This is a genomic window from Peribacillus sp. NPDC101480, from assembly GCF_050277335.1.
Lineage (GTDB): Bacteria > Bacillota > Bacilli > Bacillales > DSM-1321 > Peribacillus.
The window spans coordinates 379,723-404,656 of sequence record NZ_JBNNSB010000002.1; the positions used below are offsets into that span (position 1 = coordinate 379,723).

A 24,934-nucleotide genomic window follows, 5' to 3' on the forward strand; every position below is an offset into this window, starting at 1 on the left:
CAAAAGGCACTTCCCCTCGAACTCTTTTCATGAAAAGAAGCAGGCGAGTCTTTCCGCCCGCTATATCTCATTTACTTCATCCCTCTTTTTTAACAGCTCTTAACGCAGCTTTATTCTCGTTTTCATCCTCTTTTTCTGTATCATTCACTAATCCTTTTGTTGCACTTTTGAATTCGGACAATGTCCGGCCAAATGCACGGCCTATTTCCGGCAGTTTGGACGGTCCAAAAATAATCAGTGCAATCACGAGTACAATCACCAAACCAGGTATTCCTATATTTGAAAGCATTCTTATTCACTCCTCTGATCTTCTCATTTTTCTTCGCTATATCCTTGTCAAGCTTCATAATGGTTCCCTATCAATTGGTCACTTTCCCCTGACTTTTCATTCTTTGTTTTTCATGTGCGCGATTATGGGCACGTGTCCGATCTTCCTCGACTTCGTTCGTTTTTTGTACACCTTCCATAACCGCTGCTGATGCAACCTTTCGCAACCCTGATTGATCCTTATCAAAAACAAAGGATGCTCTTGTCGATATATCCGCACCTGGTTCTGTCACGAATGGGACTACACGATAGTCAGCCTTCCATTGTTCTGGTGTTACTTTGCATCGGACATATCCCCGGTAATCATTAAAGAACTTTATATGTGGATTCTGACTTAGTATTTTATCCGTATCCGCACGCTTATCCGCTCCATTTCCACCAGATGTGATGGATGTGCCGACAAACTCCACACCGAAAATCTTTGAATTTGGATCATCGAAATCCGCCTTTAAATTGGCTGCCCAGCTTGCGTGTACATCACCAGTCAACACGACTAGATTTTCCAGATTGTTTCTTTTGATTACTTCAATTAAACGATCGCGTGCAGCCGGGTAACCATCCCAGGAATCCATGCTGAATTTGGGAGCTGCTGGTGTTCCATAATTCCTTTGTGCAAAGAAAATCTGCTGAGGCAGAACGTTCCACTTCGTTTTTGATTTTGATAGATTGTCAGTTAACCACTGTTCCTGCTCTGGACCTAGCAATGTCCGTTTCGGATCAAGAGACTCAGACGTTTGCGGTGAACTTCCATCACCGTTTGCCTGATCATCCCTGTATTGGCGCGAATCCAATACAAAGAAAGAAGCCAGGTCGCCATATGTGAAATTTCGGTATAACCGCATATCCGCTCCCTTAGGCAAAGATGATTTACGAAGGGGCATATGCTCATAATAAGCCTGATAGGCGGCAGCCCTTCTCTTGATGAATGCTTCTACCGATTGTCCTTTTTCCGGGATGACATTTGCATAATTGTTTTCAACTTCATGGTCATCCCAAGTCACTACCCATGGGAAAGCTGCGTGTGCCGCCTTTAAATGGGTATCAGAGCGGTATTGTGCGTATCTATTTCGATAATCCTCAAGCGTGATGATTTCCGGACCACTATGTACACGGACATTACCTGAAGAAGAAACATATTCATTTGGTCCATATTCATATATGTAATCGCCAAGGTGAAAGACAATATCCAGATCTTCTTTTGCCAAATGTTTATAGGCCGTATAATACCCATGCTCAAATTGCTGGCATGAAACAAACGCGAATGACAAGCTCGAAACACTTGAACCTACTGGGGGAAGAGTTTTCGTTTTCCCAGTCTGACTTACTTCCCCTCCGCTTTTAAAACGGTAAAAATAAACCTTATCAGGTTTCAACCCGCTTACTTCCACATGAACGGAATGGCCAAGTTCCGGCCTGGCTATTTCCTTGCCTTGCTGGACAATCTTTCGGAAATTCTCATCCTTTGCCACTTCCCATTTAACGGAAATGGCTTCGTTTGGCATTCCTCCGCCATTCAACGGGTCAGGTGCCAACCTTGTCCATAAAACTACACTGTCCGAGAGTGGATCACCTGAAGCTACACCGAGAGTAAATGGATAATCACTGAATTTCGGGGCAGCATTCACTTCAATTCCGCCCATTGATTGGGCAAGGGCAAGACCTAATGAAAGTCCGGCAAGCTTACTTGCTCCCTGGATAAAGTTTCGGCGGTCCATATTCTTACCTAATTCGCTCCAATTCTTAATTAAATCATCCATTGCTCTTTCATTATTCATTGATCTTTCCCTCCTATTATTTGAATCTGGTTCAAGTATAGAAGGCCATTTTTAAAGGTGTATGAAGATGTGTAAATCAATAAATTTCCAATTAGGAATTTTTAAGCAGGACTAATGGCACCTATTGAAAACAAAGAAAGTTTAAATTCACTCATACATTTACATAGCCCTACAAAGATTTACATATAACGACAGTCTTTCAGCCTAGTTCTCTTAATGAATCATTTATTTAATCGTTACAAATAACTTCCATGGGCTGTTTTTACAATTAAAAAATTTTAATAATCTTATAGAAAGCCAATCATCATTTATGATTCCTTATACATTCTCCGGGAACTAAAATTCTTGTTCGAATGCTTGAATAATATTTTATAAGTGAATACTCACTTATTGTTTAAAAACATCCTAATTTATGTAATAATAGTTTCATAACAAAATATGAAAGTACTTGAGGGATTCTGGATTGGAAAGTATGGAAGCATTATATGAAAAAATTGAGATTTTGAGGAAAGAACTAATAACCACTGGATTGATCTATGGATTTACTGCCCCACAAACATTACATATAAGCCAGGAATTAGATAAACTGTTGAATTTACTCGGGGTTCAAAAAGAACCGATTGGTTTAGAATATGTTTAAAAACAGGAATAAAACCTGATTTGATACTTCTAGTAATACTTCAGGGAATCATTACAACTGCAGATAATCGTCACTTTGGTCATGCAGCATATTTCTATTACTTAAACAACTCGTTTTCTTTCTCCCCATTAAAAAGCATCCAAATTAAATGGATGCCTTTTTTATCAACGATTCTTTTAAATTGTCATGGACAACCTAATATTTTAGTTTGTCAATTTTACTTAAGGCCTTTCAATTCAGGGACAATATTGCTTACCTTCCTTCCGGTAACCGCTGCAACGAGATTCTCCGCCGCAAGCATGGCCATATCAAATCTTGTTTGGTGAGTAGCCGAACCTATATGCGGCAGGGTAACCACGTTCGGCATGGCTAAAAGCGGGTTGTCAGGCGATACGGGTTCCTCTTCAAATACATCCAAACCGGCTGCAAGGATTTCCTTATTTCGCAGTGCTTCAATGAGGGCCTTTTCATCCACCGTCTGACCGCGGGATGTATTGATAAAGATCGCAGATTTTTTCATCAGCGCGAATTGCTCCAGTCCCATAAGATGCCTCGTCTCCGGAGTATACGGGACCATTAATAGAACGAAATCTGATTCTCTTAAAAGGTGCTCTAAAGAGGAGTAGGTTGTATTGAGCGTTTCCTCCACTTCGGATTTTCTTCTCCGATTATGATACAAAACTTCCATGTTAAAACCGAATTTTCCTCGTCTTGCAATTGACTCCCCAATCCTCCCCATACCGATGATGCCCAATGTTTTCCCATGAACATCAACGCCATAGAGGGGTACATCGCCTTTATTTCCCCACTTGCCATCCTTTACAAGCTTGTCCATTTCCGGTATACGACGGGCTGCTGAGAGCATTAAGGCTAAAGCTAAATCTGCCACGGTTTCATCGAGAACACCAGGTGTATTTGTACCGATTATGCTTCTCTTTTTCATTGCCTCTAGATCCAAGTTGTTGTAGCCTACCGAGATATTGCTGACAGCCTTTAGACGTGGTGCATGGTCCAGAAATTCATCATCTATTTTTTCTCCGGTGATGAGCAGTCCCTCCGCATCAGAAATTTGCTTTAACAGTTGACTTCTGGTAATGGGTTCAGGGCCGTTCCATTTATCATACTGGCAATACTTCGAAATAAATGCCTCTACCTCGGCCGGTACTGGTCTTGCTATATACACTTTTGGCTTCAATTTATGTCCTCCTCAATTATCCTATTCTTGAATAGGATGTTTTACAATAAACCAATAACAGATTGCGGCGCATCCGGCGATTAAACCACCAGATATAAAGGCAAGAGAGTAAGAACCAGTTGCATCCACTATCATGCCTGCCACAACAGGGGAAAAGGCTCCACCAAAATAACCGCCAAAATTCTGAATTGCACCTACGGAAGCAACCATGGAAGGAGGAGCAATGTCACCGGCAAGTGCCCAAGCGCTTCCAGTAATGGCAGAAATAAAACAAAGTGCAAGAGTCAGTAATGTTAAGGTAATTGCGAGCCCTTTGGCAACTGGTACTGCACATACAACAATAGCGGCCGAGATGGCACATATACTAATTAAGGCTCGCTTTGCTTTAATAGGTGTAGTAATTCCCTTGTCAACCCATTTTTTAGTAAGATATCCTCCGAAAATATTGCCAAAGATTCCGCCAAGCCAAGGAATACCAGCATATATACCCATTTCTTTAATTGAAACATGATGGACATCAAACAAATAAAGGGGAAGGAAGACAAGGAAAATGTTCCAGATCCAAATGGTACAGAAGAAGCCCAGAATCATCCCCCACACGCTTCGATATTTGAATAACGAACCCCATTTTATTTTTGATGATTGAATGCCTTGCTCCACTCCACCACCTTCCGACTTAATGTAATCAAATTCCTCCTTGGAAAGTTTTTGGCTTTTTTCAGGATTTTTATAAAAAATAACAAAACCGATTGCGAAGATGATGCCGACCACACCCGTTATATAAAACAGCGCTCTCCATCCAAAAGTCACCATGATGAAAACGAGTATTGGCGGTGCAATGGCTGGTCCCCATTTGGACGAAGAATCCCAAATTCCAGTTGCCAAGCCTCGTTCCTTTTTAGGAAACCAATACGAAGTGATCTTAGCCATTGTCGGAAAACACGGTGCTTCTCCCACTCCAAGTAAAATCCGTGCAGCAATAAATGAACTCATTTTATGAACGGCTCCGGTTAAAATGGTCGCACCACTCCACCAAATAAGCGCAATTGTATACACCTTTTTGGTCCCGAACCGATCAATCAGCCAGCCGGAAGGAAGCTGCATTAATGCATAACTCCAAGAAAAAAAGGTTCCCAATAATCCGATTTCGGTCACGCTCAGTCCGAGATCCTTCATCATTTCGGGAGCTGCAATGGAGAGGTTGGCCCGATCTAGATAGTTGATTATACCCCCAATCAATAACCAGATGACGACGGTCCAGCGAAATTTCCGGCCAATATTTAATGGCTTTTCTTGCTTTGTTTCCATTCTTGCTTCCATACCTTATCCCCCCTTGTTATATAAAACGCCATAATTGGCAGCGCTTCCAAAATTAGAAAAAGACAGAGTTACGCTTGGAGAATATGTATATACAAGGAGGTTATTGTTATTGTTTTATAATATAAAACTCGGTTTTTGTTTTGTGACAAAAAAATAAAAAGAAAATTCTATTTATTCTGTAAAGTATCGTATTATGAGGATGTGGGATTGTCAATCTTTATTCTTATTTTTAGGATTATATTCCTAGCAAACGTTTTATGCCAAGTGGGGAAAAATTGATAGACCGTTTTTTTGAGAGTAAAATCATAACAAACTTTAGCCCACGATCCATTTCCATCTCTGGCTTTGCTACCGGAAAGGCTTAGAGACGTTTTTTATTACTTTTCTATAATATAAGCAAGCGCTCCTGATACATTCGGGACGTCCATAGACGTACCTGATAAAGCAGTATGTAGTTTACCAGATAAGTGGGACATTATTGTTCGCTTGGCGCTGCTGAATCCACTTTTCTATTGGTATTACAATATCTTAATGGAAGCTGGGATGGTTAACGGAGCTTCCACTACTTCCTGAAAAGCACCCTGAATACTGTTTTCATTTGTTTTGGAGATCCCATCCCTTCGCACATTTACTACAACTATATTTTTTCTCAATATTTTTTAAAGAGGAATGAAAGGCTGGCTTATCATCCGTTCCTCACAGTGACATTAAGTTCCTCCTATCTCTTCTCCTTTTAGGATCTTTTGAATTTCATAATTTATTGCGGAAACGATTTATTCGATTGATCCATCTCCTGAATCTGGTAAGGGAATTCATTTATGGTATATATTTCTTCCAACGTTGTTTTCTTTTTTTAATCTTTTATTTCCGTTTATCCATTTAAAAAATTCTAAAATAATATCTCTTGTTAATTTTTTATGATTTCGCATTTCCATTTATTGCTTTTAAGCTCAAGACAACTATGCCTCATATTAAACTATTGATCGTTAGTTCAATAAGAAAAAGAGCCGTTGTAACAGCTCCTTGTCCCACTCTTTCACCCTTTTGAAACGATAGGGTAATGTTTCTCCTACTTATTTTTTACTCGTTGCATCCGTTTGTGCTTATATTGTTCAAAATCCCACTCAGACAAAAATTCTTTTGCAGAAGTATAGCCTGATTTATAGAGAAAGTCGATTTCATCCTCATTCAGTTCAAAGTCCGTTGCGTTGATGCCGCCAGTAGGAATTTGAATCGTGCGTTCAATCGTTTCTTCGTTCATATGTCGTAAATCATGGGCTTGAAGCATCGTTTTAAATATATTTTTGAAAAGGTGGATTGGCGTTGGTATTACCGGATCTATGTTAACTTCATCTTTCACAAAATGGAATCCGAATGTTGGAAAGCGAGGATTGTCTGTATCGAAAATCCATATCGGGAAGTTACTAAGTAAACCACCATCTAAAATGTAGGATTTTTTCCGGTCTTTTGATTTCCAAATAACCGGACGGAAGAAAAATGGTAGAGAGGCACTCATCATTACGGCAGTTGAAACTTTTAAATCAGCAGGAGACATCCCATAGCGTTCCAAATCATCTGGCAAAATAAGCATCTGACCATTCGAAACATCAGACGCAATTATCTTCAACTTTCCATCTGGAAGATCCGCGAATGTCCTAATCCCTTTTTCTGAAAGAAGAGAATCCACCCACGTTTCCAAATAGTCGTTTTTATAAATCCCAAGGTGAACCATAAGTTCCAAAAAGGAGCCAAAAACGGGAATTCGATTTAGAATTGTCCTGCCTCGCATCTTTGAGTAGTTGATTTCACTATACCGTTCTCTAATTTCATGGCTTTTATAGCCACTGGCCAAAAGAGCTGCGATTACTGCTCCTGCTGATGTCCCAGCGAGTCTTTCCCATTCTACTTTTTCCTCTTCCATTGCTTGAATCGCTCCAATAAAAGCAATTCCCCTGACCCCCCCACCTTCAAAAACGGCATCTGCTTTCATTTTTTTCCACCCCTCGATAAGAGTTATTATAATTATTAACAATACTTTCAAATAAAGCGAATTTTCACACTCTTGAAACCCGAAAATCATCCACGTCAGTTAAAGATTAAAAGTGCTTGACATCGATGGAAGACGGTTCTATTTTTCTAATAAATTAATTCGCTAACAGTATCTAGATTCTCATGGTTGTGTTTTTCAATCTCCAACACAACTTCCGTAATATCATGTTCTTTGACCTTGCCAGCTTTTCAGGTTGTTCGCATGATTAACCGTTCAACCTCGATCAATTGGTTGCATATCTATCATTTTTACTTTTTTTTACAACTTTTATTATTACATGTCTTTGGACTCTCTACTTGAGAAACCATTAATCATTTACACAGGCTCTACTGCAATATTATTAAAAGGTGTTAGACTCCCTTAACGCAACTTTGATGGTAATAAACGTAAAAACAATAGTAGGATAGCATCTATTAACATGGTATGTCTAAAACGAAGTTTTGCATGGACAAATTATCAGATAGGAAGCAACTTTTGAAAAAGGTATTCTTTAAATTATGTCGAAAAGGATATGTAACAATTGAAGGAGTGAAAAAATGGAAATGAACCGTGCAAGGAAAATGTATGATTACCACGTTTGGGCTAATCAGCAAGTGTTCCAAAACTTAAAACAATTACCGGAAGGAGTCTATGGCGACACGATAAAAAGTGTCTTTCCATCCATAAAGGAAGTCCTTGTTCACCTTTACGCCACAGATATTACCTGGTTGGAGATAATGAAAGGAAGCACAATTCAAGAAACTTTTAAGAAAGTTGAACAGCGGCGGAAAGAAGTGGACGGAGTCTCGATAAATGAACTTGAATCCTGCTATGATGAACTTGCAAAGGATTATGAAAATTTTCTTGTTTCACAGTCTGATCTCGAACAGACGATTGTAACTGAACATCCCAAAATGGGGATTTGTGAGTTTGTACTTGCAGACCTCGTCCATCATGTAGTGAATCATGGGACCTATCATCGCGGTAATGTGTCAGCGATGCTCCATCAACAAGGCGAGCATGGCGCACCAACGGATTATGTATATTACTGTTTAAAATAAACTCGGCATGGCAATCTCGACGGAACATGATCTCTGTAAACATACTAAAGCACCGCTCATTTCAGATGAAAGCCGATGATCCTCTTGCCAAGGAATCATCGGCTTTTATTATATGAAAATCCAAACGTTCGTGATATGTTCATATTCAGTCAGTACCATAGCCTTCATTATATGTTACATGATTTTTAGAGCTTTACCCGTTGAAGGCGAAGTGCATTCAATACGACTGATACAGAACTGAAAGCCATGGCAGCACCAGCTAACCATGGTGCAAGCAGTCCGATTGCCGCAATTGGTATCCCGATTACATTATAGGCAAAAGCCCAAAATAGGTTTTGTTTGATATTTCGCATCGTTTTCCTGCTCATGACGATTGCATCTGCAATACTGTTCAAATCCCCCCGGATCAAAGTGATATCGGCAGCCTCCATGGCCACGTCCGTCCCGGTTCCTATAGCCATCCCTATATCGGCTAGTGCCAGTGCGGGAGCATCATTTATCCCATCTCCGACCATTGTCACTCTTTTTCCGGCGGCCTGCAATTTTTTCACTTCTTCAGCTTTTCCTTCAGGAAGGACTTCTGCAATCACATGGTCTATGGCGACTTTTTTGCCGATGGCATTTGCTGTCCTTTGATTATCCCCGGTTATCATGATGACCTGGATATCCATTGCTTTCAACCTTTTAATCGCCGTTAGCGAGGTATCTTTTATCGTATCGGCAACGGCAATGAGGCCTGCATATTCACCTTCAATGCTAGCGAGCATTGCTGTCTTCCCTTGCTCTTCAAAAGCTTCCATCGCTGTTAGGGCATTAGTAATATCCACGTTATTTTGCTTCATCAATTTACGCGTTCCGACGTATAACACTTTTTGATCCACTACAGCTCTCACGCCGTATCCAGGAATCGCTTCAAATTCCTCAATCGCAGCAAGTGATATCTGTCTTGCTTGAATTCCTTGAACGATTGATTGCGCAAGAGGGTGTTCAGATTGTTTTTCAGCTGCGCCGATTAGAGATAAAAACTGTTCTTCTTCCATACCGTTCTCGATGAGGACATCGGTCAGCACTGGGGTGCCATTTGTCACTGTTCCCGTTTTATCCAAAATGACCGTATCTATATGGTGTGTGGTTTCCAAGTGTTCCCCGCCTTTAAATAAAATACCGAATTCAGCGGCCCGACCTGATCCTGCCATGATGGATGTTGGAGTGGCCAGACCTAAAGCACATGGACAGGCTATGACTAGCACTGCAATCATCGCTTCAAAAGCTGGTGTGAATTCTCCAGGGTTAACCCATATCATCCAAACCAGAAAAGTTAAAAGGGCGATTCCGACAACAATGGGAACGAAGACACCGGAAATTTGGTCAGCAAGACGTTGAATCGGGGCTTTGGACCCTTGAGCATCTTCAACCACTTTTATGATTTGAGAAAGAGCTGTATCCCTTCCGATCTTTGTCGCTTTCATTTTGAGAAAACCATTCTTATTCAATGTTGAACCGATCACAGTATCCCCGTTTGTTTTATCCACCGGAATGCTCTCACCCGTTAACATGGATTCATCAACGGCAGAGTTCCCTTCGACTACTTCTCCATCGACAGGGATCTTTTCACCCGGCTTCACCAATATCGTATCTCCCACGATGACTTCCTCAAGTGGTATTTCGCGTTCTTCCCCGTTCCTTAACACCAGTGCCGTTTTGGCCTGAAGCCCCATTAATTTTTTGATGGCCTCGGAAGAACGTCCTTTTGCTTTTACTTCAAAAAGCTTCCCTAATAGAATGAGGGTGATAAGAATCGAACTAGTTTCGAAATAAAGTTGTGCCGTATTGTGATGGGATCCCATCGATATGATCGCCTGATAAACACTGTAAAAATAGGCAGCGGATGTTCCCATTGCGACTAATACATCCATATTGGCACTTTTATTTTTCAAGGCTTTATAAGCCCCAACATAAAACTGCTTTCCAATCAGAAATTGCACAGGGGTGGCGAATGCCATTTGCACCCAAGGATTCATGAGGAAATCAGGCATATAAATAAACGAAGTAAAACTAAAATGACTTACCATCGCCCATAACAATGGAAATGATAATATGACCGAAAGAATGAATGTATTCTTTTGTTTTTGAATTTCTTTTTGACGGAAATCCACGGATTCCGTGTTATCTTCCTTGATGATCGCCCCATACCCTAACTTCTCCACCCGTTGAATGATGTCAACTGGGGAGGCTTCGGAAGGATCATATTCGACTGTCGCATTTTCAAGCGCAAGGTTCACATTGGCCATGCTTACTCCATCCAGCTTATTTAACCCTTTTTCAATTCGGTTAGCACAGGCAGCACAGGTCATGCCCGTAATCGTAAATTCCTTTTTCTCTTTTACTACATCATAACCAAGATCTTGAATTTTCTTTTCAAAGTCCTTGTTGCTTAATTTTTCCGTATCATATTTAATGACCGATTTCTCAAGAGCCAAATTAACGGTGGCTTCCTCAACGCCTTCCATTCGGTTTAACCCTTTTTCAATCCGGTTTGCACAGGCAGCGCAAGTCATTCCTGTAATCTGCATTGTTGTTTCTTTTATTTGGCCGCTCACATCATCCCCGCCTTCCTATACCGCTATGGGGTATATTTTTTTGTAAAAAAAAGTGCTTAACAGCACTCCCATGACTTATTCGACATCGTAGCCTTGATCATCGATTGTTTCTTTTATTTTCTCAAGTGATACTTTTTCCTTATCAAAAGCTACATCGACTTTTCCTGCGTCCAAATGTACTTTTACGCTTTCAACACCTGCAAGTTTTCCTACATTCCCTTCAACTGCATTCACACAATGACCACAAGACATTCCACTTACACTCAATGTTACATTTTCCATTTCAACATCTACTCCTTTATTTTTTCATTAATTTTTGTATCGTTACAAGCACTTCATCTATAACTTCTGTATCCCCTTCATTCAGGCGTTCGACCACACAATTCCTTAGATGGCCTTCCAATAATATCTTGGCTACACTATTCATCGCGCTTTGTGTAGCTGCTATTTGGGTAATCACATCATCACAATACGTATCTTTTTCAATAAGACCCTTTATACCGCGAATTTGACCTTCAATTCGATTTAACCGGGTCGTTAAATTCTTTTTTACTGCTTCTGAGTGATGACTTCTTCGGCCGTGGGAAGAGGTCGTACAGCATTCTTCTTCATTCACAGAATCTTCATCATTCAACATTTCATCCATTTCCCATCCCTCCTTGAAATTAATATACCATACCCTCCTATCCTATGAAAAGAAAAAAGCTATTGTGTCAATATTTCTTTATTCTTTGCTTTTTAAGTATATCTATTCCTTAGTCTGTTTAACAAAATTACACACAAAATACCCCATGCGAAGCTAAACAAAAAAGGATGAACTACATGAGTCTACTAAGGATGCAAATAAAAACACTCATCTCCGGAGAAATGAGTGTTTTTGGATCTTAATACCCTACGCTGGCATAATCCCGATAAAGTTTAACGGATTTCAATTTTTTAGTTGGTTGTCTGTTTTAAAATTGCATAGTTAACACACCGAAATTAATAGATATGTTTGTTTTCAAATAAAGGATGTTCTTACTCCACACCTTTTAGTTGAATACACAAAAAAGTAATATATTTTTTATTGGTTATCAAACAAATAATCCAACAATCATAGCACTTAACAAGGAGACAGCCATGCCGCTAAGCAACAGCTTCCAAACATTCCTTCCGATAATGTGCGATTTTTCATCATAGAAGATAGAATTGAACGTACCATAAATCAAATCATGCCAACTGTACTGAAATTGGCAAATGAGGTGAGATACGTAACTGCCACTGCGTTCCTTTATTCGATTCCAGAGTGCCAGAGAAATATAGAAAGTTATAAGTAGGCGGCTACTGTAGAGTTCAAACTTTGAAGAAGCTTTTTAGGTTTAAAAAAATTTCAGCTTGTTAGACCTAGAGTTTTATTTTCATAGTAGTTTAATAAGCAATAAATTTACAAAAAAAAACCTTTAACTCCCAGAGGGTTTGTATCACTTTGTATCCGATTTCCCAACACAATATGCAATGAAATTAGGATCATATACTTTTCTGTTCTCTATCTTAAGGCTACCTAAACTCCCTTAAAACTTTTTTTATATTTTCTAATTTCTGGTGATTTAGTTTCAGCATTCCATGCCCTTCTTGAGTCTTTGGTTTGCCCAGCGAAACTGTATTATTTATGAGTTCATTAAATTCTTCTAACTCTGTTAATTTACGGCCAAGTATTGTTTCAAATTTATTTATCAAAAGCGCAACAGCCCCTGACACATGTGGGGCAGCCATGGACGTACCTGATAAGACGGCAAATTGGTTACCAGGAAAGGTTGATACAACTTTCTCCCCAGGGGCTACTAAATCCACTTCACCATTAGAATTACTAAATCTGGAAATACGTTCACGCCGGTCAACTGAGCCTACTGCCACAACTTCCGGATATGCAGCCGGATAACTGTACTCGTTTGTTTCGGCCTTACCATCGCCTGCATTTCCCGCGGCACACACGACCATTATATTAGATTGAACGGCGTTTATAATCGACGAATGTAAGGCCGGATCATTATCCGGTCCCCCTAATGACATCGAGATAACCCGTACTTTTTCGCCATTAGGACCTGTCCAATTGACAGCGTAATTAATTGCTGACGTAATGTTTTCTGTTGTTCCTTCTCCTGATCCATTTAAAACCTTAAGTACCAGCAACTTCGCTTTAGGTGCTGCACCTACAACTCCAAAACCATTTTCTGCTGCTGCAATGGTTCCGCAAACATGAGTCCCGTGTCCGTTATTATCGGCAAATTTGACAGGATCACCATAATAATCGTCCGTGAAATTATATCCACCAATAATTTGATCAATCAAATCAGGGTGATCTGACTGGCATCCTGTATCGATTACGGCTACTACTATGTTCTCACCCTTAAACCCTTCTCTCCAAATAGAGCGTGCACGAATCATTCTAATACCTCGTGGAACTTCCAAGGTATTTTCTGTTACTCCTTCTACTTGGAAGGGTACTAATTGAACATTTGGCAATTCTAGCCTCTCCCTTCATATTACCCTAAGACGGGAAGAAACACCTCCTTTTGTAATAACCATTGAGGGGAATCCACACTTAAAACCCGTTTAGGAACGCTGAATCCAATAACATTGATTACAGCCTTTCTTTATCCTATGAATGGAGACAAGCTTTTGCTATAAACCTTAGTCTAATTTGATATTTTAGTTTACTAAAGAAAATTGAGATGGAGTAGATATATCACCGTTTACAAATCCTTAGTAAAAAGAAGAAATGGAAATCTATAATCATCAGAACCTTAGCAAAAATAGTAATTACATAAACGACCTTATTGGAAAGGAAAAAAAGCTACCTCCTCGGCAGCTTTTGCACTTCCATTATAATAACCAATATAGCCACATTTTTTTATTTAAAGGCACTGGTTAAATGCTGTTGATTTTTCACAAAGAAAAAAGGACCATATTAATAGGGTCCTTGTGAAACATCTTCTTCAACAAACGCAAGGTTGGTTATATAGAAATTATTAAAAAACAGCGCGATTTGTTTTACTAAAATTTTAAAAAAGAATGTAATCAATCCGTATCTTTCACTTTTTTTGTAGTATCATTTAGGTCTTGTAGCTCTTATTTTCGCACTTTCACCTAGCTCACGTGAAAACTCTTCATTCACACGATCCGGTTCGATTTTTAAGTTATTGGGAGTTTGAGCTAATGATTTTTTTCTGCTAGATGATTTTTGATTGTTTGATCTTCCCATAATATTGCCTCCTAACTATATTTTAATCTTTATTAGTATGGCTAAGAATCACATTTATATATCTTTAGATTTGTTCATGAACGACTTTTTTCCTTATAAAATTTTTTTGGGACTGCTCCTTCTTTTACTACTACGCACCTGATAGTTCTATAAGAAAAATTCAAATTTAAGCTGAAGAGTTTTCAGTAATGACTTTTTCATTGCCTCTACAAAGTTCTTCAGTGTTTCATCAGATAATTCTAACAAGGAAAGATAGGGATTTAAATCTTCTAATTCAACTAATAAAAGTTCACCTTGTTCATTCCGACAAGCATCAACTCGTTGAATCCCCCAATCAAGATTATTCCATTCAATAAATTTGTTAGCAAAAGTTAATTCTTCTTCAGTAGGTGAATATTCTTTTAATTCCCATCTTTGCTCTTTATCTGGTGCATAAAGAGCATACTGAAATTCTTTATCGATAAAATAAAATGAAACCTCATACTCAAAGTTGATAAATGGTTGTACTAATGTGTTTTTTGATTCTGGATCAAATTTATCTATCAATTCATCTTTCGTTACAAATTCCAAACCGATTGAATCTGCACCATCTTTCGGCTTTACAATATACGTCTTTACATTAGGGAGTTTATCTAAAGAATCAAGAGTTTCTATAGTTGGAATAACAGGAAATTGAGCATTCGTTAGTTCAATTAAGTATTCCTTCCCGTTCATATCAGCCTTTCCGTTAAATGAATTGTATGTTTTCAGAATATCCAGAAACTACTCTATTGCGGAATGCTTGATACGTATCCTTAAAATTCGCTACTGGACCAGCATTTCGAAATACTATTAAGTCAAAATCTTTTTCAAACGTTTCAGTGTCTTCAGGATGACAAATGCCCAACTTAAAATCTTCTCTAAGCTTCGAAGTAAGGAACAAACCTCCTCATAATAATTTCTTCCTTTTGCTTCATAGTATAAATCTGTTACGAACAATAGTGTGTTCATTAACCCTCACCTGCTTTACATTTATTTTCATTGATTTAAAAAGGATTTAAAAACAAAAAAAGGGGTTGCCCCTAAAAGTCAGTAAAATGACTTTTAGGGCAACCCTTTTTCGTATTGGCTTGGTGATACTTCTTTAAGGGGTACCTCCATATTTTTAAGACATTACCATGATCGAGAAGTTTGGACTCCACTCTTAAGAACGTAAATGTGGAACCCATATATCCTCAAATCCAAAAAAGCTAATTTAAAACCGGAACTTGATTGGATAATGGGAATATTACTGTTCTTTTGAAATATTATTATCCCTTTTCTTTTTCACTAAAAGAATGATGGCAATGATAAAGGCTACTACGCTATATATCCAGGTAAACATAAAGGCAAGGCCCAATCCGATATTTGCATCCATATAGTCGTTTTTCACATGATCTATGGCTAAATATAAAAGCGGTGCAGCTCCAATGATGAACAGGATGACCCAGAGAACATTTCTTTTCGGATTCTTGGTTGATAAAATAATAATGATGAAGGATAGCAAGAGAAACGCTTCTGAAGCTATCGTCAACGTTACCATATTGCTCATAATAATTCACTCCTAATCGCGGTTGCATAAATGGAATATATTTATGTTCCCTTATATCTATGCTACTTTTCGTTCCTATATTATTATCTTAAAAAAACCTGAATACCTCCAAATGAAGGATCCAGGTTTCATGTTAATTTTTCTTGGATAATTGCAAGGCATTCTTGATGCTTTTCAGTGATTTTGAGCTTCCATACATCAAGACTCCACCCCGATAGATTTTTGCTCCGATTATTCCAAGTAAAACAATCGTTAAGATCAAGACTGCAATGCTGATGGCGATTTCCCAGAATGGAACTTCAAGCATCCCTACACGCAAGAACATGATCATAGGCGTGAAAAATGGAATGAATGATGTGATCGTAATATAACTGGCTGACGGATTCCCCAGTCCAAACATCGCAATCATGAAGGCGATGACAACTAACATGGTCATCGGTGAAATCATTTGCTGGACATCTTCAATTTTGCTGACAACGGACCCAAGGCATGCCGCAAGAGTCGCGTACAGAAAATACCCAAGCAAAGCGAAGATGATTGCATAAATGATCGTTGAGATATCGGTACTGCCGAAACCGAAAAATGAAAAGAATCCTTCGTCCATACCCGTCAAGTTTTGTTTAATGGAGAAATAGCCCACCCCAAAAAATAAAATCATTTGAGTAAGACTAAGTAAAGCAACACCCATTATTTTGGCAAACATCTGTGTGACTGGCGGGACACTTGAAATCAGGATTTCCATGACTCGTGATGTTTTCTCAGTGGCTACTTCCATTGCAATCATCGTTGCATACATCAACACACCGAAGTAAATGACGAATAGGAGAACATACACGAGACCTCGTGCTTGATTGAGGTCCTCTTCCGTTTTTGCATTTTTCTGAAGCGCAATCGTATCAAATGCTGGCGGCGTATTCAATTGAGCGATTTGCTGCTCTGTCAAATTCAATTCCTTCGCGGTTATTTGACCCTTCAATTGGGTTAGCGCTAAAAGCAAATCATTACTTACCGCAGAATCTGAAATTTGATTCGCTTTATACGTTCCCTTGAAGCCGAGGGTTTCATCCTTTTCGATTATCAAATATCCAACGATTTCTTCCGCGCTGACCATTTCCTCCGCTTGCTTTTCATCCTGGGCGGATATTATCGATAGGTCATCGTTCACACCTGCTACCGCTTTTTTATAAGGATCAAATAAGCTGCCTTCAGTCTGATCGATAACGGCAACCTTTTCCTGTTCATCACTGTCGAATTTATCAATAAGATTCGAAAGGTTCGAAAGAACGAGAATCAGTGCCATCATAATGATTGTAGAAATGATAAAGGATTTCGTCTTTAATTTTGATAGATATGTATGGGAAAGGACAATCCAAAATTTATTCATAGACGGCACCTACTTTTTCAATGAAAATATCCGTCAGCGATGGTTCTTCCAATTCGAATTTCCGGACGAAACCTCTTGGAACAAGATCACGTAGCATGCTCTCAGCCACATCTTCACCAGAGACTTGAAGAATTTTCCCTTCCATCGTGTTTTTGACTTTTGTTACACCTGAATAATTATCCAAGAAAGATAGATCAAAATCTGCTTTAATTGAGACATTCTTTTTACCAAAAGAACGCTTGATTTCTTTTAATTTTCCAGCCACAACAGGGGAACCTTTATGCATGATGCAAAGATGCTCGCACATCTCCTCGACATGCTCCATGCGATGGCTCGAGAAAACGATCGTCGTGCCGCTGTCCTTTAAGTCAATGACAGCTTTCTTCAGGATTTCCACATTCACTGGATCCAGTCCGCTGAAGGGTTCGTCAAGGATAAGTAATTCAGGTTTATGGATCATCGAGGCGATCAGCTGGATTTTTTGCTGATTTCCCTTTGAAAGCTCTTCAACTCGCTTATCGATATACTCGGGTACCATAAAGCGGTCCAGCCAATACTCCAATTCTTTCAAAGCATCCCGTTTGTTCATCCCTCTTAATCTAGCCAAATACACAATTTGATCGCGCACCTTCAGTTTTGGATATAGTCCGCGTTCCTCAGGAAGATAGCCAATTATTGAACTGGTCGTATAATCGATTTTCTTACCATCCCAGACAACTTCCCCTTCAGTGGGGTCTAGCAGGCCGAGTATCATCCGGAACGTAGTCGTTTTCCCTGCTCCGTTCCCGCCTAAAAAACCGAACATTTCCTTCTCGGGAATAGTTAAATCAAGCTGGTTTACAGCTGTGAATTCCCCGAATTTTTTCGTAACTTCTTTGATTTGCAAAGCCAATGCACAACCTCCTAAAATATGATTCTTATTATATGTTAACGGAAATGTTTTCCAATTTCAACTATCACCAAGTACCGAATAAATCTATTTCCCTTCGATTATATGTAAATTTCCAGAAAAAATTAACGTTTCACGTCTGCCCTTTCGTTTGCCCTTTACCCTAATGGTATTTTTTCTGCGAAACTTAAGACAAAACCCCCTTTCCCTTCCTATTGGTAATATTCACAACCCCTTACGTCTCCTGCCTTTCCCTAACGCAAGCATGTTACTAAACTGAAAGCCCTTTTTTTTGGAAACGAGGCAATAATAAAAATAGATTGGGTACCGTAAAGATACCCAACCTCTATAATAGATTGCTCGCTTTAAAGGACACATTTCCCAACTGTCGCTAATGATTCTATTTTATTTTACAATCGTTACTTTTACATTTCTTTTTTCAAGCAATTTTCTTGATGCTTCATCTATTTCTCTATCCGTAATGACCTCATCCACTTCACTAGGCGGAACGATTAATGAAAACGCCTTTTTTCCAAACTTTGAGGAATCCACCATCAGGATCACTGCATCCGACCTTTCGATCATTTTCTTTTTTAATAAAGCCTGCCCTTCATTAGAATCACTGAGTCCTTCTTCTAAGTGAATCCCCTTGCAAGACAAAAACGTTTTGTTGACATGATACATCGTTAATGATTTCTCTGCTATCGGACCAACAAATGATAAAGACTTTGACAGCAATCTTCCCCCGGTTGAAATAACCTCTATTTTTTCTTTTTTACTCAATTCCATCACCACTTTGGTGGAATTGGTAATAACCGTTAGCGGTATGTTTGGTAAGGCTTTTGACATATACCAGGCAGTTGTACTTGCATCTAAAATAATCCTGTCACCTTCCACTATCCGCTTTGCCGCTTCATATGCTATCACTTTTTTTTCGTTGACATTTGTTATCACTCTTTCGGAAAAATGGATTTCCGAATCATCTTCTTGCAGGCTAACGGCACCGCCGTGGCTGCGTTTTAGTTTTGTTTCTTTCTCAAGCTTTTCGAGATCACGTCGGATTGTTTCCTCTGTTACTGAAAAGATTTCACTTAATTCTGTAACACGAATACTCGAACGTTCATTTACGAGTTCGACAATTTTTTGGTGTCTTTGAGCTACAAGCATACCAACTTTCTCCTATCTATATAATCTTTGTTTACTTTTGTTTGTTTTTGTATTGTAACATATATAAAGCCCTCTATATAAATAGAGAGCTTAGGAACTGCCTTTTTTCATTGATATGGTTATTTGGCAATTAGCTTAAAACCTTCAATAATTTCTTCAATATCTTCATCACTAATATCAATTACTTCGCCAATACTTTTAGCGTACACCAATGCTTTTGCACTATATTCAGCTACTTCTAGCCTATCAAATACACTCAGTAAACTTTTTCCTGAGACAACTGCATACCCATTTTCAATTAATAGGACAGGATTATCCTCTGCTAGTTTATCTGCAATCATTCTATTATGATTTTCCCCCATTCCAAAAGGCACTTTATCTATATCCCGAAGAACAATGTAGGCCTCTGGAATTATATGTGTATTATATTTAACATCTGTCACAGCATAGGCCATTAAAAATCTTGGGTTCGCAATGATTACGGATGTAAGCTCCGGGTTTAACTCATATATTTTTTGATGAAGCTCAAAAAACTCACATGGTTCCTTTCCTTCTTCACTATACTCCTGATGAATCAGAACCAATTCATCTTCCTTAATATATTTACGGTCCTGTTGAGAAGGCGTGATTAAAATAGAGCCATCTTTAAGGCGGGTTGAAAAGCTGCCTGAGATACTTGTAAAAAGCTGACGATCATATAACCGTTCCAATAACCTGATCATTTCTTGACGGCAAGAAACCTCTTCGACAGAATGGTGCTTCATTTCTATCTGTGTTAATTTATCCGCTTTATATAAATCTATTTCTTGTAAATTTTGTTCGGTCAGTTCAAATGGTTTCCCTATATTCCTTGCATTTATTTCCATACAAGCAGTATCTTCAAGTGTTTCAAACAACATAAAGGCATCAAATATAGTGGGTTTCCCTACCACAATACCATGATTCTCCAATATGACCGCATCCCCTCCTTTTGCAAATTCAGCCGAAATATTTTCCTTTAATTTGTCGCTTCCAGGGATCGCATAGGGTGCAACCTGAAGGGAATCTGCTACACTCTTATATGCATGTAAAAGCAACTTTGGGTTTGGTCCTTTACGAGCCATGCTAAAGGAAACCAAAGCCGGGGGATGTGCATGTACGATAGCTTTTATATCGGGCCTTGCTTCATAAATTCCTTGATGAAAAGGAAGCTCTACCGATGGTTTATGTTTCCCTATGAATGTACCGTCCTTTTTGACGCACATGATATCATCCATGGTTAATGCCCCTTTATCAATTCCCGATGGAGTAATCCAAAGGTCACCATTTTCATCTAGAATAGAAAGGTTTCCTCCTGAAATTGTTGTCATGCCATATTTATAGACACGTTCCATGATCATAACAATTTGTTCGGCTGGATGCAGATTTTCATTCATACTTTATCACTCCTATTATTTACTTTCTTCTTTCATGGAAATTGCTTGTTTGAATTTTTCAATCAGGGATGATGATTCAATTTTTTCTTTTGGCTCATATTTTTTTATAAGGAACGAGTGTTCTATTAACTGACGTGCCGTTTGTAAATCGCTTATTTCATTGCCTGAAATCATTTGTACTAGTATATTCCCAATCGCCGTAGCCTCCGTTGGTCCAGCGTATATGGTTTTCCCGCTAAGGTCAGCCGTAAGTTGATTAACGAATTCATTTTTCGCCCCTCCTCCGACAATATGAAGTTGCTCGATTCTTTTCCCGGTTATCTCTTCTATTTGCCGAATGGACATCGCATAAATAATAGACATATTTGTAAATATACAGTTCGCTAATTCGCCCACTGTATGTGGAATCTCCTGATTCGTCTCCCGACAATACTGCTGAATTTCTTGAATCATATTTTCTGGATTTAAAAATCGTTTATCATTAAAGTTGATGAACTGCCTGCACACCTTTATTTTCTCTGCCTCATATACAAACTGCTCGAAGTTATAGTCTTCCTTTAAATGTCTTCTGACCTCTTGAATAACCCACATACCAATGATATTTTTCAGAAAGCGGTAGGTTCCGTATGCACCCCATTCATTTGTATAATTGTTTTTAAGAGCTAACTCATTCACTATCGGTTTATCGCTTTCAATCCCAAGCAACGACCACGTTCCGCTACTAATATATGCCCATTTCTCTCCATTACCAGGTGAACCGACTATGGCGGATGCAGTATCATGTGAAGCAACGATAATCACTTCTGTATTGGGAAGATCGAAAGTAGAAAAACGTTCTTTCATCAGTTTCCCTAATCGTTCTCCCGGATTAGCAAAAGGCGGGAATTGATCTTTTGACAATGCAATCAGGTTTAGTAACTCTTCATCAAACTTCTTCGTGTTTACATTCAATAATTGCATCGAAGAAGCACTTGTAACTTCTGTGACCTTTTTCCCCGTTAGGCAGTAACCTAAATAATCTGGCACAGTCATGACATTCCCAGTGACTTTCAGGTTCTTTATATCTTCTTCGTACAATTGGTATAACGTGTTAAATGATAAGAATTGAATCCCCGTTTTTTGATAAATGATTTCTTTAGGTAGTGTTCTTGTGACCTTTTCGATTGTATTTTCGGTGCGCTTATCACGATAAGAGATAACTTCTTGCACTCTGTGTCCATTATCATCCAACAATACGTAATCCGTTCCCCACGTATCAATTCCAAGTGTACAGTGGTCGTATCCAAGCTTTTTTGCTGATTCTAACCCCTTTAAGATTTCATTCAATAAATGATCAATATCCCAAAAACAGGTTTCATTTTGGGTGGTGAAACCATTCGCAAATCGATGGATTTCTTCAATTACTAATTTCCCGTTCTCCATTTTCCCTAAGACCAGCCGGCCACTTGAAGCACCAATATCCACCGCAATATGTATCATTAGTCCACACTCCTCAATTTCTTTAAACCATGCATTATGGAAATATGATCGCGGCCAAAGAAGTCATGCAGTTCTAAATAATAAGCATACAGTTGTTGATAAATACTTACATTTTCTTTAACCGGTATAAAAGTATCTTCTTTTACTTTTGCCATCTTAGAGGATGCCTCCTCTAAGGAATCATACCCACCATTTATACGGCCGGCAGCCGTGGCAGCGTATATGGCTGCTCCTAATGCAACAACTTGTTCCCCATCCGCGATTTTAATTTCACGATTTAAAATATCGGCATATATCTGCATTAACAGTTTATTTTTTTGAGGTAATCCGCCACAGGCAAACAAATCGTTTATCTCTATACCCTCATTCTCAAAGGTTTCAAGGATTTTCCTTGTTCCAAAGGCTGTTGATTCTAAAAGTGCACGGTATATTTCTTCCGGCTTCGTGGAAAGAGTAATCCCTGCTATCACACCTGACAAGTTCGCATCTACAAGGACTGTTCGGTTGCCATTCCACCAATCTAACGCCACTAACCCAGATTGACCAGGCCTTAAGCAAGAAGCCTTTTTTTCCAGTAAGCTATGTAGATTGACACCTTCTTGCTCAGCTTCTTTCTTTACATACTCAGGAGCAGTTTGCTCAATATACCATGCAAACGAATCGCCAACAGCCACCTGTCCCGTTTCATAACTGAATGATCCGGGAATTATTCCATCCTCCACTACTCCACAAATACCTTCTACTGTTTGTTTTTTCTCAGAAATTAACATGTGGCAAGTAGAGGTTCCCATCGTCATCACAAATTGGCCTGGATGGACAGCTCCTACAGCTGGAACACCTGCATGGGCATCGATTATGGATACAGAAACAGCCGTACCAGATTTCAACCCCATCTTCTTAGCCATCCCTTCTGTTAAACCACCCGACCGTCCAGCGATGGGTAATACTTCACCACGCATTTTTGTATCCAGTATATCCAGAAGACGTTCATCAATAGCCGCTAAAAAAGCAGGGTCCGGATATCCATCTTTTTTATCCCAAAATGCTTTATAACCGCTCATATTACTGCTGCGTACCAGCTCATTCGTCAGACGGAAGGTAATCCAATCTCCGGCTTCCATAAATAGATCCGTTTCTTCATAGATATCAGGTGATTCACGTAACACTTGTAAAATCTTAGGGAACATCCATTCAGAAGAAATTTTCCCGCCATATCGTTGCAGGAATGGTTGATTCGTTGCCTGTGCAATGCGTGTAATATCATCCGCTTCTTTTTGTGCGGCATGATGCTTCCATAATTTGACCCAACTGTGAGGGTCCCTTTTCCACTTCTCATCAAAACAAAGGGGATTTCCTTTCTTATCAACAGGCAAAATGGTACATGAGGTAAAATCGATTCCAATGCCTATCACATCATTCGCATCTACTCCGCTTAACCGAATCACTTCAGGAACAGAAGTGTATAAAACGTCCAAATAATCACCTGGATGCTGGAGAGCCCAATCTTTTTCAAGTTTACATCCGTCTGGAAGCCTATTAGACAATACTCCATGACGATAAGGTGTAACATGTGTAGCCATTTCATTTCCGTTCACTATATCTACTAGCAGCACTCTTCCTGATTCAGTGCCAAAATCAATTCCGATTGTATATCTCTCATTCATCCCTTCATCATCTCCTAACATGCAAGTCACGCAATGATATTTAATAAAAAGGCCCCTCTAGATAGTTGAGAGGGGACTTTTCGGTCTATCTAACCTTAAAAATTAAAATCAGCTGCATTGTCTTTCGTAAAATCTGTCGGTGGTCCCATGATGATTGTTTTTCCATCCTCCCACACGTCAATTTCACCTACATTTTCAACTTTCAAACCATCTTCTGGTTTCTCCCCTTCAGCTAGACGTTTGGCGAGGGCAACTGTTAAATAACCTAGTTTGTCTGGCTCCCAAAGAATGGCTACATCTAGAGATCCATCATTTAAATATGGTGAAGAGTCTTTCGGTAGAGCAGTTCCAACGACTGTTATATCATCTTGCAGTCCTTTTTCCTGAACAGCTTGGGCTGCCCCAAGAGGTGCCGGAGTAGAAAAAGCCATGATTCCTTTTAGTTCAGGATTTGATTTTATTAAATCCAGTGTTTTTTGGTATGCCACCTGTTGTTTTTCATCTGTCGCGATTTTATCCGATACTAATTCAATACCTGGATAATTCTCTTCCAGTTCTTTTTTTGCTGCATCTATCCAGGTGTTTAAGTTTGCAGCTGAAAGCCCTCCAGTTAATATAGCGATTTGCCCTTTTTCAACACCCATTTGTTTTACGAGTGATTTAGCGATATGGCGACCGTATGCTTCATCGTCTATTTGGTGGACGGATAATTCTACAAGGGATTGATCAGCTGGTGTATCCCAATCCATTACAATTATTCCTTCATCCTTCGCCTTTTGAAGGACTGGTGAGAGTGATGCAGCGTCATTTGGTGCTACTGCGATTACATCCACATCTTGACTAATTAAGTCTTCAATGACTTTTACTTGCTGTGCAGCATCCGGTTCCGTAGGTCCTGTGTAAATGGTTTCCACACCAAGATCTTTACCTGCTTGAATCGCTCCTTTTTCAGAAGCATTGAAATATGGTATCCCCATTAATTTTGGAACTACGGCAATTTTCAACTTCTCATTACCACCTCCGCCACTTGTTTCTTTTTCACTGTTCCCCGATGCTCCTTCTTGTGATACACAGCCTGCTAACAGTCCCCCAGCTAAAATAGCTGTTGCCAATATCCCCGTCATTTTCTTCATAATGATCCCCCTTACAATTTTTCTGATTTTTCACTAAAGTATTTT

At 39.2% G+C, this 24,934-nt stretch carries 22 protein-coding genes and 1 pseudogene; 2 read left to right on the forward strand and 21 right to left on the reverse strand.

Features of this window, described 5'->3' with window-relative positions; translation table 11 throughout:
• Positions 1-76: 76 nt before the first annotated feature.
• Together ACQKMF_RS09400 and ACQKMF_RS09405 are read right to left on the reverse strand one after the other, a co-directional pair.
• Positions 77-289, reverse strand: a complete 213-nt coding sequence (locus tag ACQKMF_RS09400; protein ID WP_096338675.1) for a twin-arginine translocase TatA/TatE family subunit — start codon at positions 287-289, stop codon at positions 77-79.
• A gap of 70 nt (positions 290-359) precedes the next feature.
• Positions 360-2,102, reverse strand: a complete 1,743-nt coding sequence (locus ACQKMF_RS09405) for an alkaline phosphatase D family protein (RefSeq protein ID WP_402942287.1) — start codon at positions 2,100-2,102, stop codon at positions 360-362.
• A gap of 472 nt (positions 2,103-2,574) precedes the next feature.
• On the opposite strand from ACQKMF_RS09405, the gene ACQKMF_RS09410 reads away from it, so the two are divergent.
• Positions 2,575-2,742, forward strand: coding sequence for a Spo0E family sporulation regulatory protein-aspartic acid phosphatase (locus ACQKMF_RS09410; protein WP_402942285.1), 168 nt, complete (start codon positions 2,575-2,577; stop codon positions 2,740-2,742).
• 217 nt (positions 2,743-2,959) lie between these two features.
• On the opposite strand, the gene ACQKMF_RS09415 is transcribed toward ACQKMF_RS09410, so the two are convergent.
• The 3 genes from ACQKMF_RS09415 to ACQKMF_RS09425 all read right to left on the reverse strand — a co-directional run bounded on the left by ACQKMF_RS09415 (position 2,960) and on the right by ACQKMF_RS09425 (position 7,247).
• Positions 2,960-3,937 carry a 2-hydroxyacid dehydrogenase gene (locus tag ACQKMF_RS09415; RefSeq protein ID WP_402942283.1) on the reverse strand — a complete coding sequence of 326 codons (978 nt, stop codon included), beginning with the start codon at positions 3,935-3,937 and terminating at the stop codon, positions 2,960-2,962.
• A gap of 21 nt (positions 3,938-3,958) precedes the next feature.
• On the reverse strand, positions 3,959-5,257 hold the full coding sequence (locus ACQKMF_RS09420) for an MFS transporter (protein ID WP_402942281.1): 1,299 nt from the start codon (positions 5,255-5,257) through the stop codon (positions 3,959-3,961).
• Positions 5,258-6,326: 1,069 nt separating this feature from the next.
• A complete protein-coding gene (locus tag ACQKMF_RS09425) occupies positions 6,327-7,247 on the reverse strand; it encodes a patatin-like phospholipase family protein (RefSeq protein ID WP_101221785.1) in 921 nt (306 codons plus the stop codon).
• Positions 7,248-7,843: 596 nt separating this feature from the next.
• Here ACQKMF_RS09425 and ACQKMF_RS09430 point away from each other — a divergent pair.
• The gene (locus ACQKMF_RS09430; RefSeq protein ID WP_402942278.1) at positions 7,844-8,347 is read left to right on the forward strand and encodes a DinB family protein; all 504 of its coding nucleotides are present in this window, start codon (positions 7,844-7,846) and stop codon (positions 8,345-8,347) included.
• A gap of 185 nt (positions 8,348-8,532) precedes the next feature.
• On the opposite strand, the gene ACQKMF_RS09435 is transcribed toward ACQKMF_RS09430, so the two are convergent.
• From ACQKMF_RS09435 to ACQKMF_RS09510, 16 genes and pseudogenes are all read right to left on the reverse strand, one after another.
• Positions 8,533-10,920: a heavy metal translocating P-type ATPase gene (locus tag ACQKMF_RS09435; protein WP_402942969.1), complete on the reverse strand. Its 2,388-nt coding sequence runs from the start codon at positions 10,918-10,920 to the stop codon at positions 8,533-8,535.
• A 102-nt stretch (positions 10,921-11,022) separates the two neighbouring features.
• The gene (gene copZ / locus ACQKMF_RS09440; RefSeq protein ID WP_076368959.1) at positions 11,023-11,229 is read right to left on the reverse strand and encodes a copper chaperone CopZ; all 207 of its coding nucleotides are present in this window, start codon (positions 11,227-11,229) and stop codon (positions 11,023-11,025) included.
• Between the two features lie 16 nt (positions 11,230-11,245).
• On the reverse strand, positions 11,246-11,584 hold the full coding sequence (locus ACQKMF_RS09445) for a metal-sensitive transcriptional regulator (RefSeq protein ID WP_402942967.1): 339 nt from the start codon (positions 11,582-11,584) through the stop codon (positions 11,246-11,248).
• Positions 11,585-12,020: 436 nt separating this feature from the next.
• Positions 12,021-12,211: pseudogene (locus ACQKMF_RS09450) on the reverse strand (nucleoside transporter C-terminal domain-containing protein); the annotation flags it as partial.
• A gap of 272 nt (positions 12,212-12,483) precedes the next feature.
• On the reverse strand, positions 12,484-13,371 hold the full coding sequence (locus ACQKMF_RS09455; protein WP_402942276.1) for a S8 family peptidase: 888 nt from the start codon (positions 13,369-13,371) through the stop codon (positions 12,484-12,486).
• A gap of 664 nt (positions 13,372-14,035) precedes the next feature.
• A complete protein-coding gene (locus ACQKMF_RS09460; protein ID WP_098373080.1) occupies positions 14,036-14,188 on the reverse strand; it encodes a YfhD family protein in 153 nt (50 codons plus the stop codon).
• Positions 14,189-14,335: 147 nt separating this feature from the next.
• Positions 14,336-14,902, reverse strand: coding sequence for a hypothetical protein (locus tag ACQKMF_RS09465; RefSeq protein WP_427572759.1), 567 nt, complete (start codon positions 14,900-14,902; stop codon positions 14,336-14,338).
• Between the two features lie 117 nt (positions 14,903-15,019).
• Positions 15,020-15,178, reverse strand: a complete 159-nt coding sequence (locus tag ACQKMF_RS09470; RefSeq protein ID WP_260357422.1) for a hypothetical protein — start codon at positions 15,176-15,178, stop codon at positions 15,020-15,022.
• Positions 15,179-15,455: 277 nt separating this feature from the next.
• Positions 15,456-15,758, reverse strand: a complete 303-nt coding sequence (locus tag ACQKMF_RS09475) for a hypothetical protein (protein ID WP_402942272.1) — start codon at positions 15,756-15,758, stop codon at positions 15,456-15,458.
• Between the two features lie 133 nt (positions 15,759-15,891).
• Positions 15,892-17,142, reverse strand: coding sequence for an ABC transporter permease (locus ACQKMF_RS09480; protein ID WP_260357420.1), 1,251 nt, complete (start codon positions 17,140-17,142; stop codon positions 15,892-15,894).
• The gene (locus ACQKMF_RS09485; RefSeq protein WP_402942269.1) at positions 17,135-18,034 is read right to left on the reverse strand and encodes an ABC transporter ATP-binding protein; all 900 of its coding nucleotides are present in this window, start codon (positions 18,032-18,034) and stop codon (positions 17,135-17,137) included. The genes ACQKMF_RS09480 and ACQKMF_RS09485 overlap by 8 nt, the downstream gene beginning before the upstream one ends.
• Positions 18,035-18,436: 402 nt before the next feature.
• Positions 18,437-19,198, reverse strand: a complete 762-nt coding sequence (locus ACQKMF_RS09490; RefSeq protein WP_101221779.1) for a DeoR/GlpR family DNA-binding transcription regulator — start codon at positions 19,196-19,198, stop codon at positions 18,437-18,439.
• A gap of 119 nt (positions 19,199-19,317) precedes the next feature.
• Entirely contained in the window at positions 19,318-20,613 is a 1,296-nt protein-coding gene (locus ACQKMF_RS09495) for a class II aldolase/adducin family protein (protein ID WP_427572763.1), read from the reverse strand.
• Positions 20,614-20,628: 15 nt separating this feature from the next.
• Complete coding sequence (gene rhaB / locus ACQKMF_RS09500) at positions 20,629-22,092, reverse strand: rhamnulokinase (RefSeq protein WP_402942265.1); 1,464 nt, start codon at positions 22,090-22,092, stop codon at positions 20,629-20,631.
• Positions 22,092-23,756 (reverse strand): ribulokinase, encoded by a 1,665-nt coding sequence (locus ACQKMF_RS09505; protein ID WP_427572765.1) that lies wholly within the window; start codon positions 23,754-23,756, stop codon positions 22,092-22,094. The genes rhaB and ACQKMF_RS09505 overlap by 1 nt, the downstream gene beginning before the upstream one ends.
• A gap of 95 nt (positions 23,757-23,851) precedes the next feature.
• Positions 23,852-24,889 carry an autoinducer 2 ABC transporter substrate-binding protein gene (locus ACQKMF_RS09510; protein WP_048677830.1) on the reverse strand — a complete coding sequence of 346 codons (1,038 nt, stop codon included), beginning with the start codon at positions 24,887-24,889 and terminating at the stop codon, positions 23,852-23,854.
• Positions 24,890-24,934: the final 45 nt, after the last annotated feature.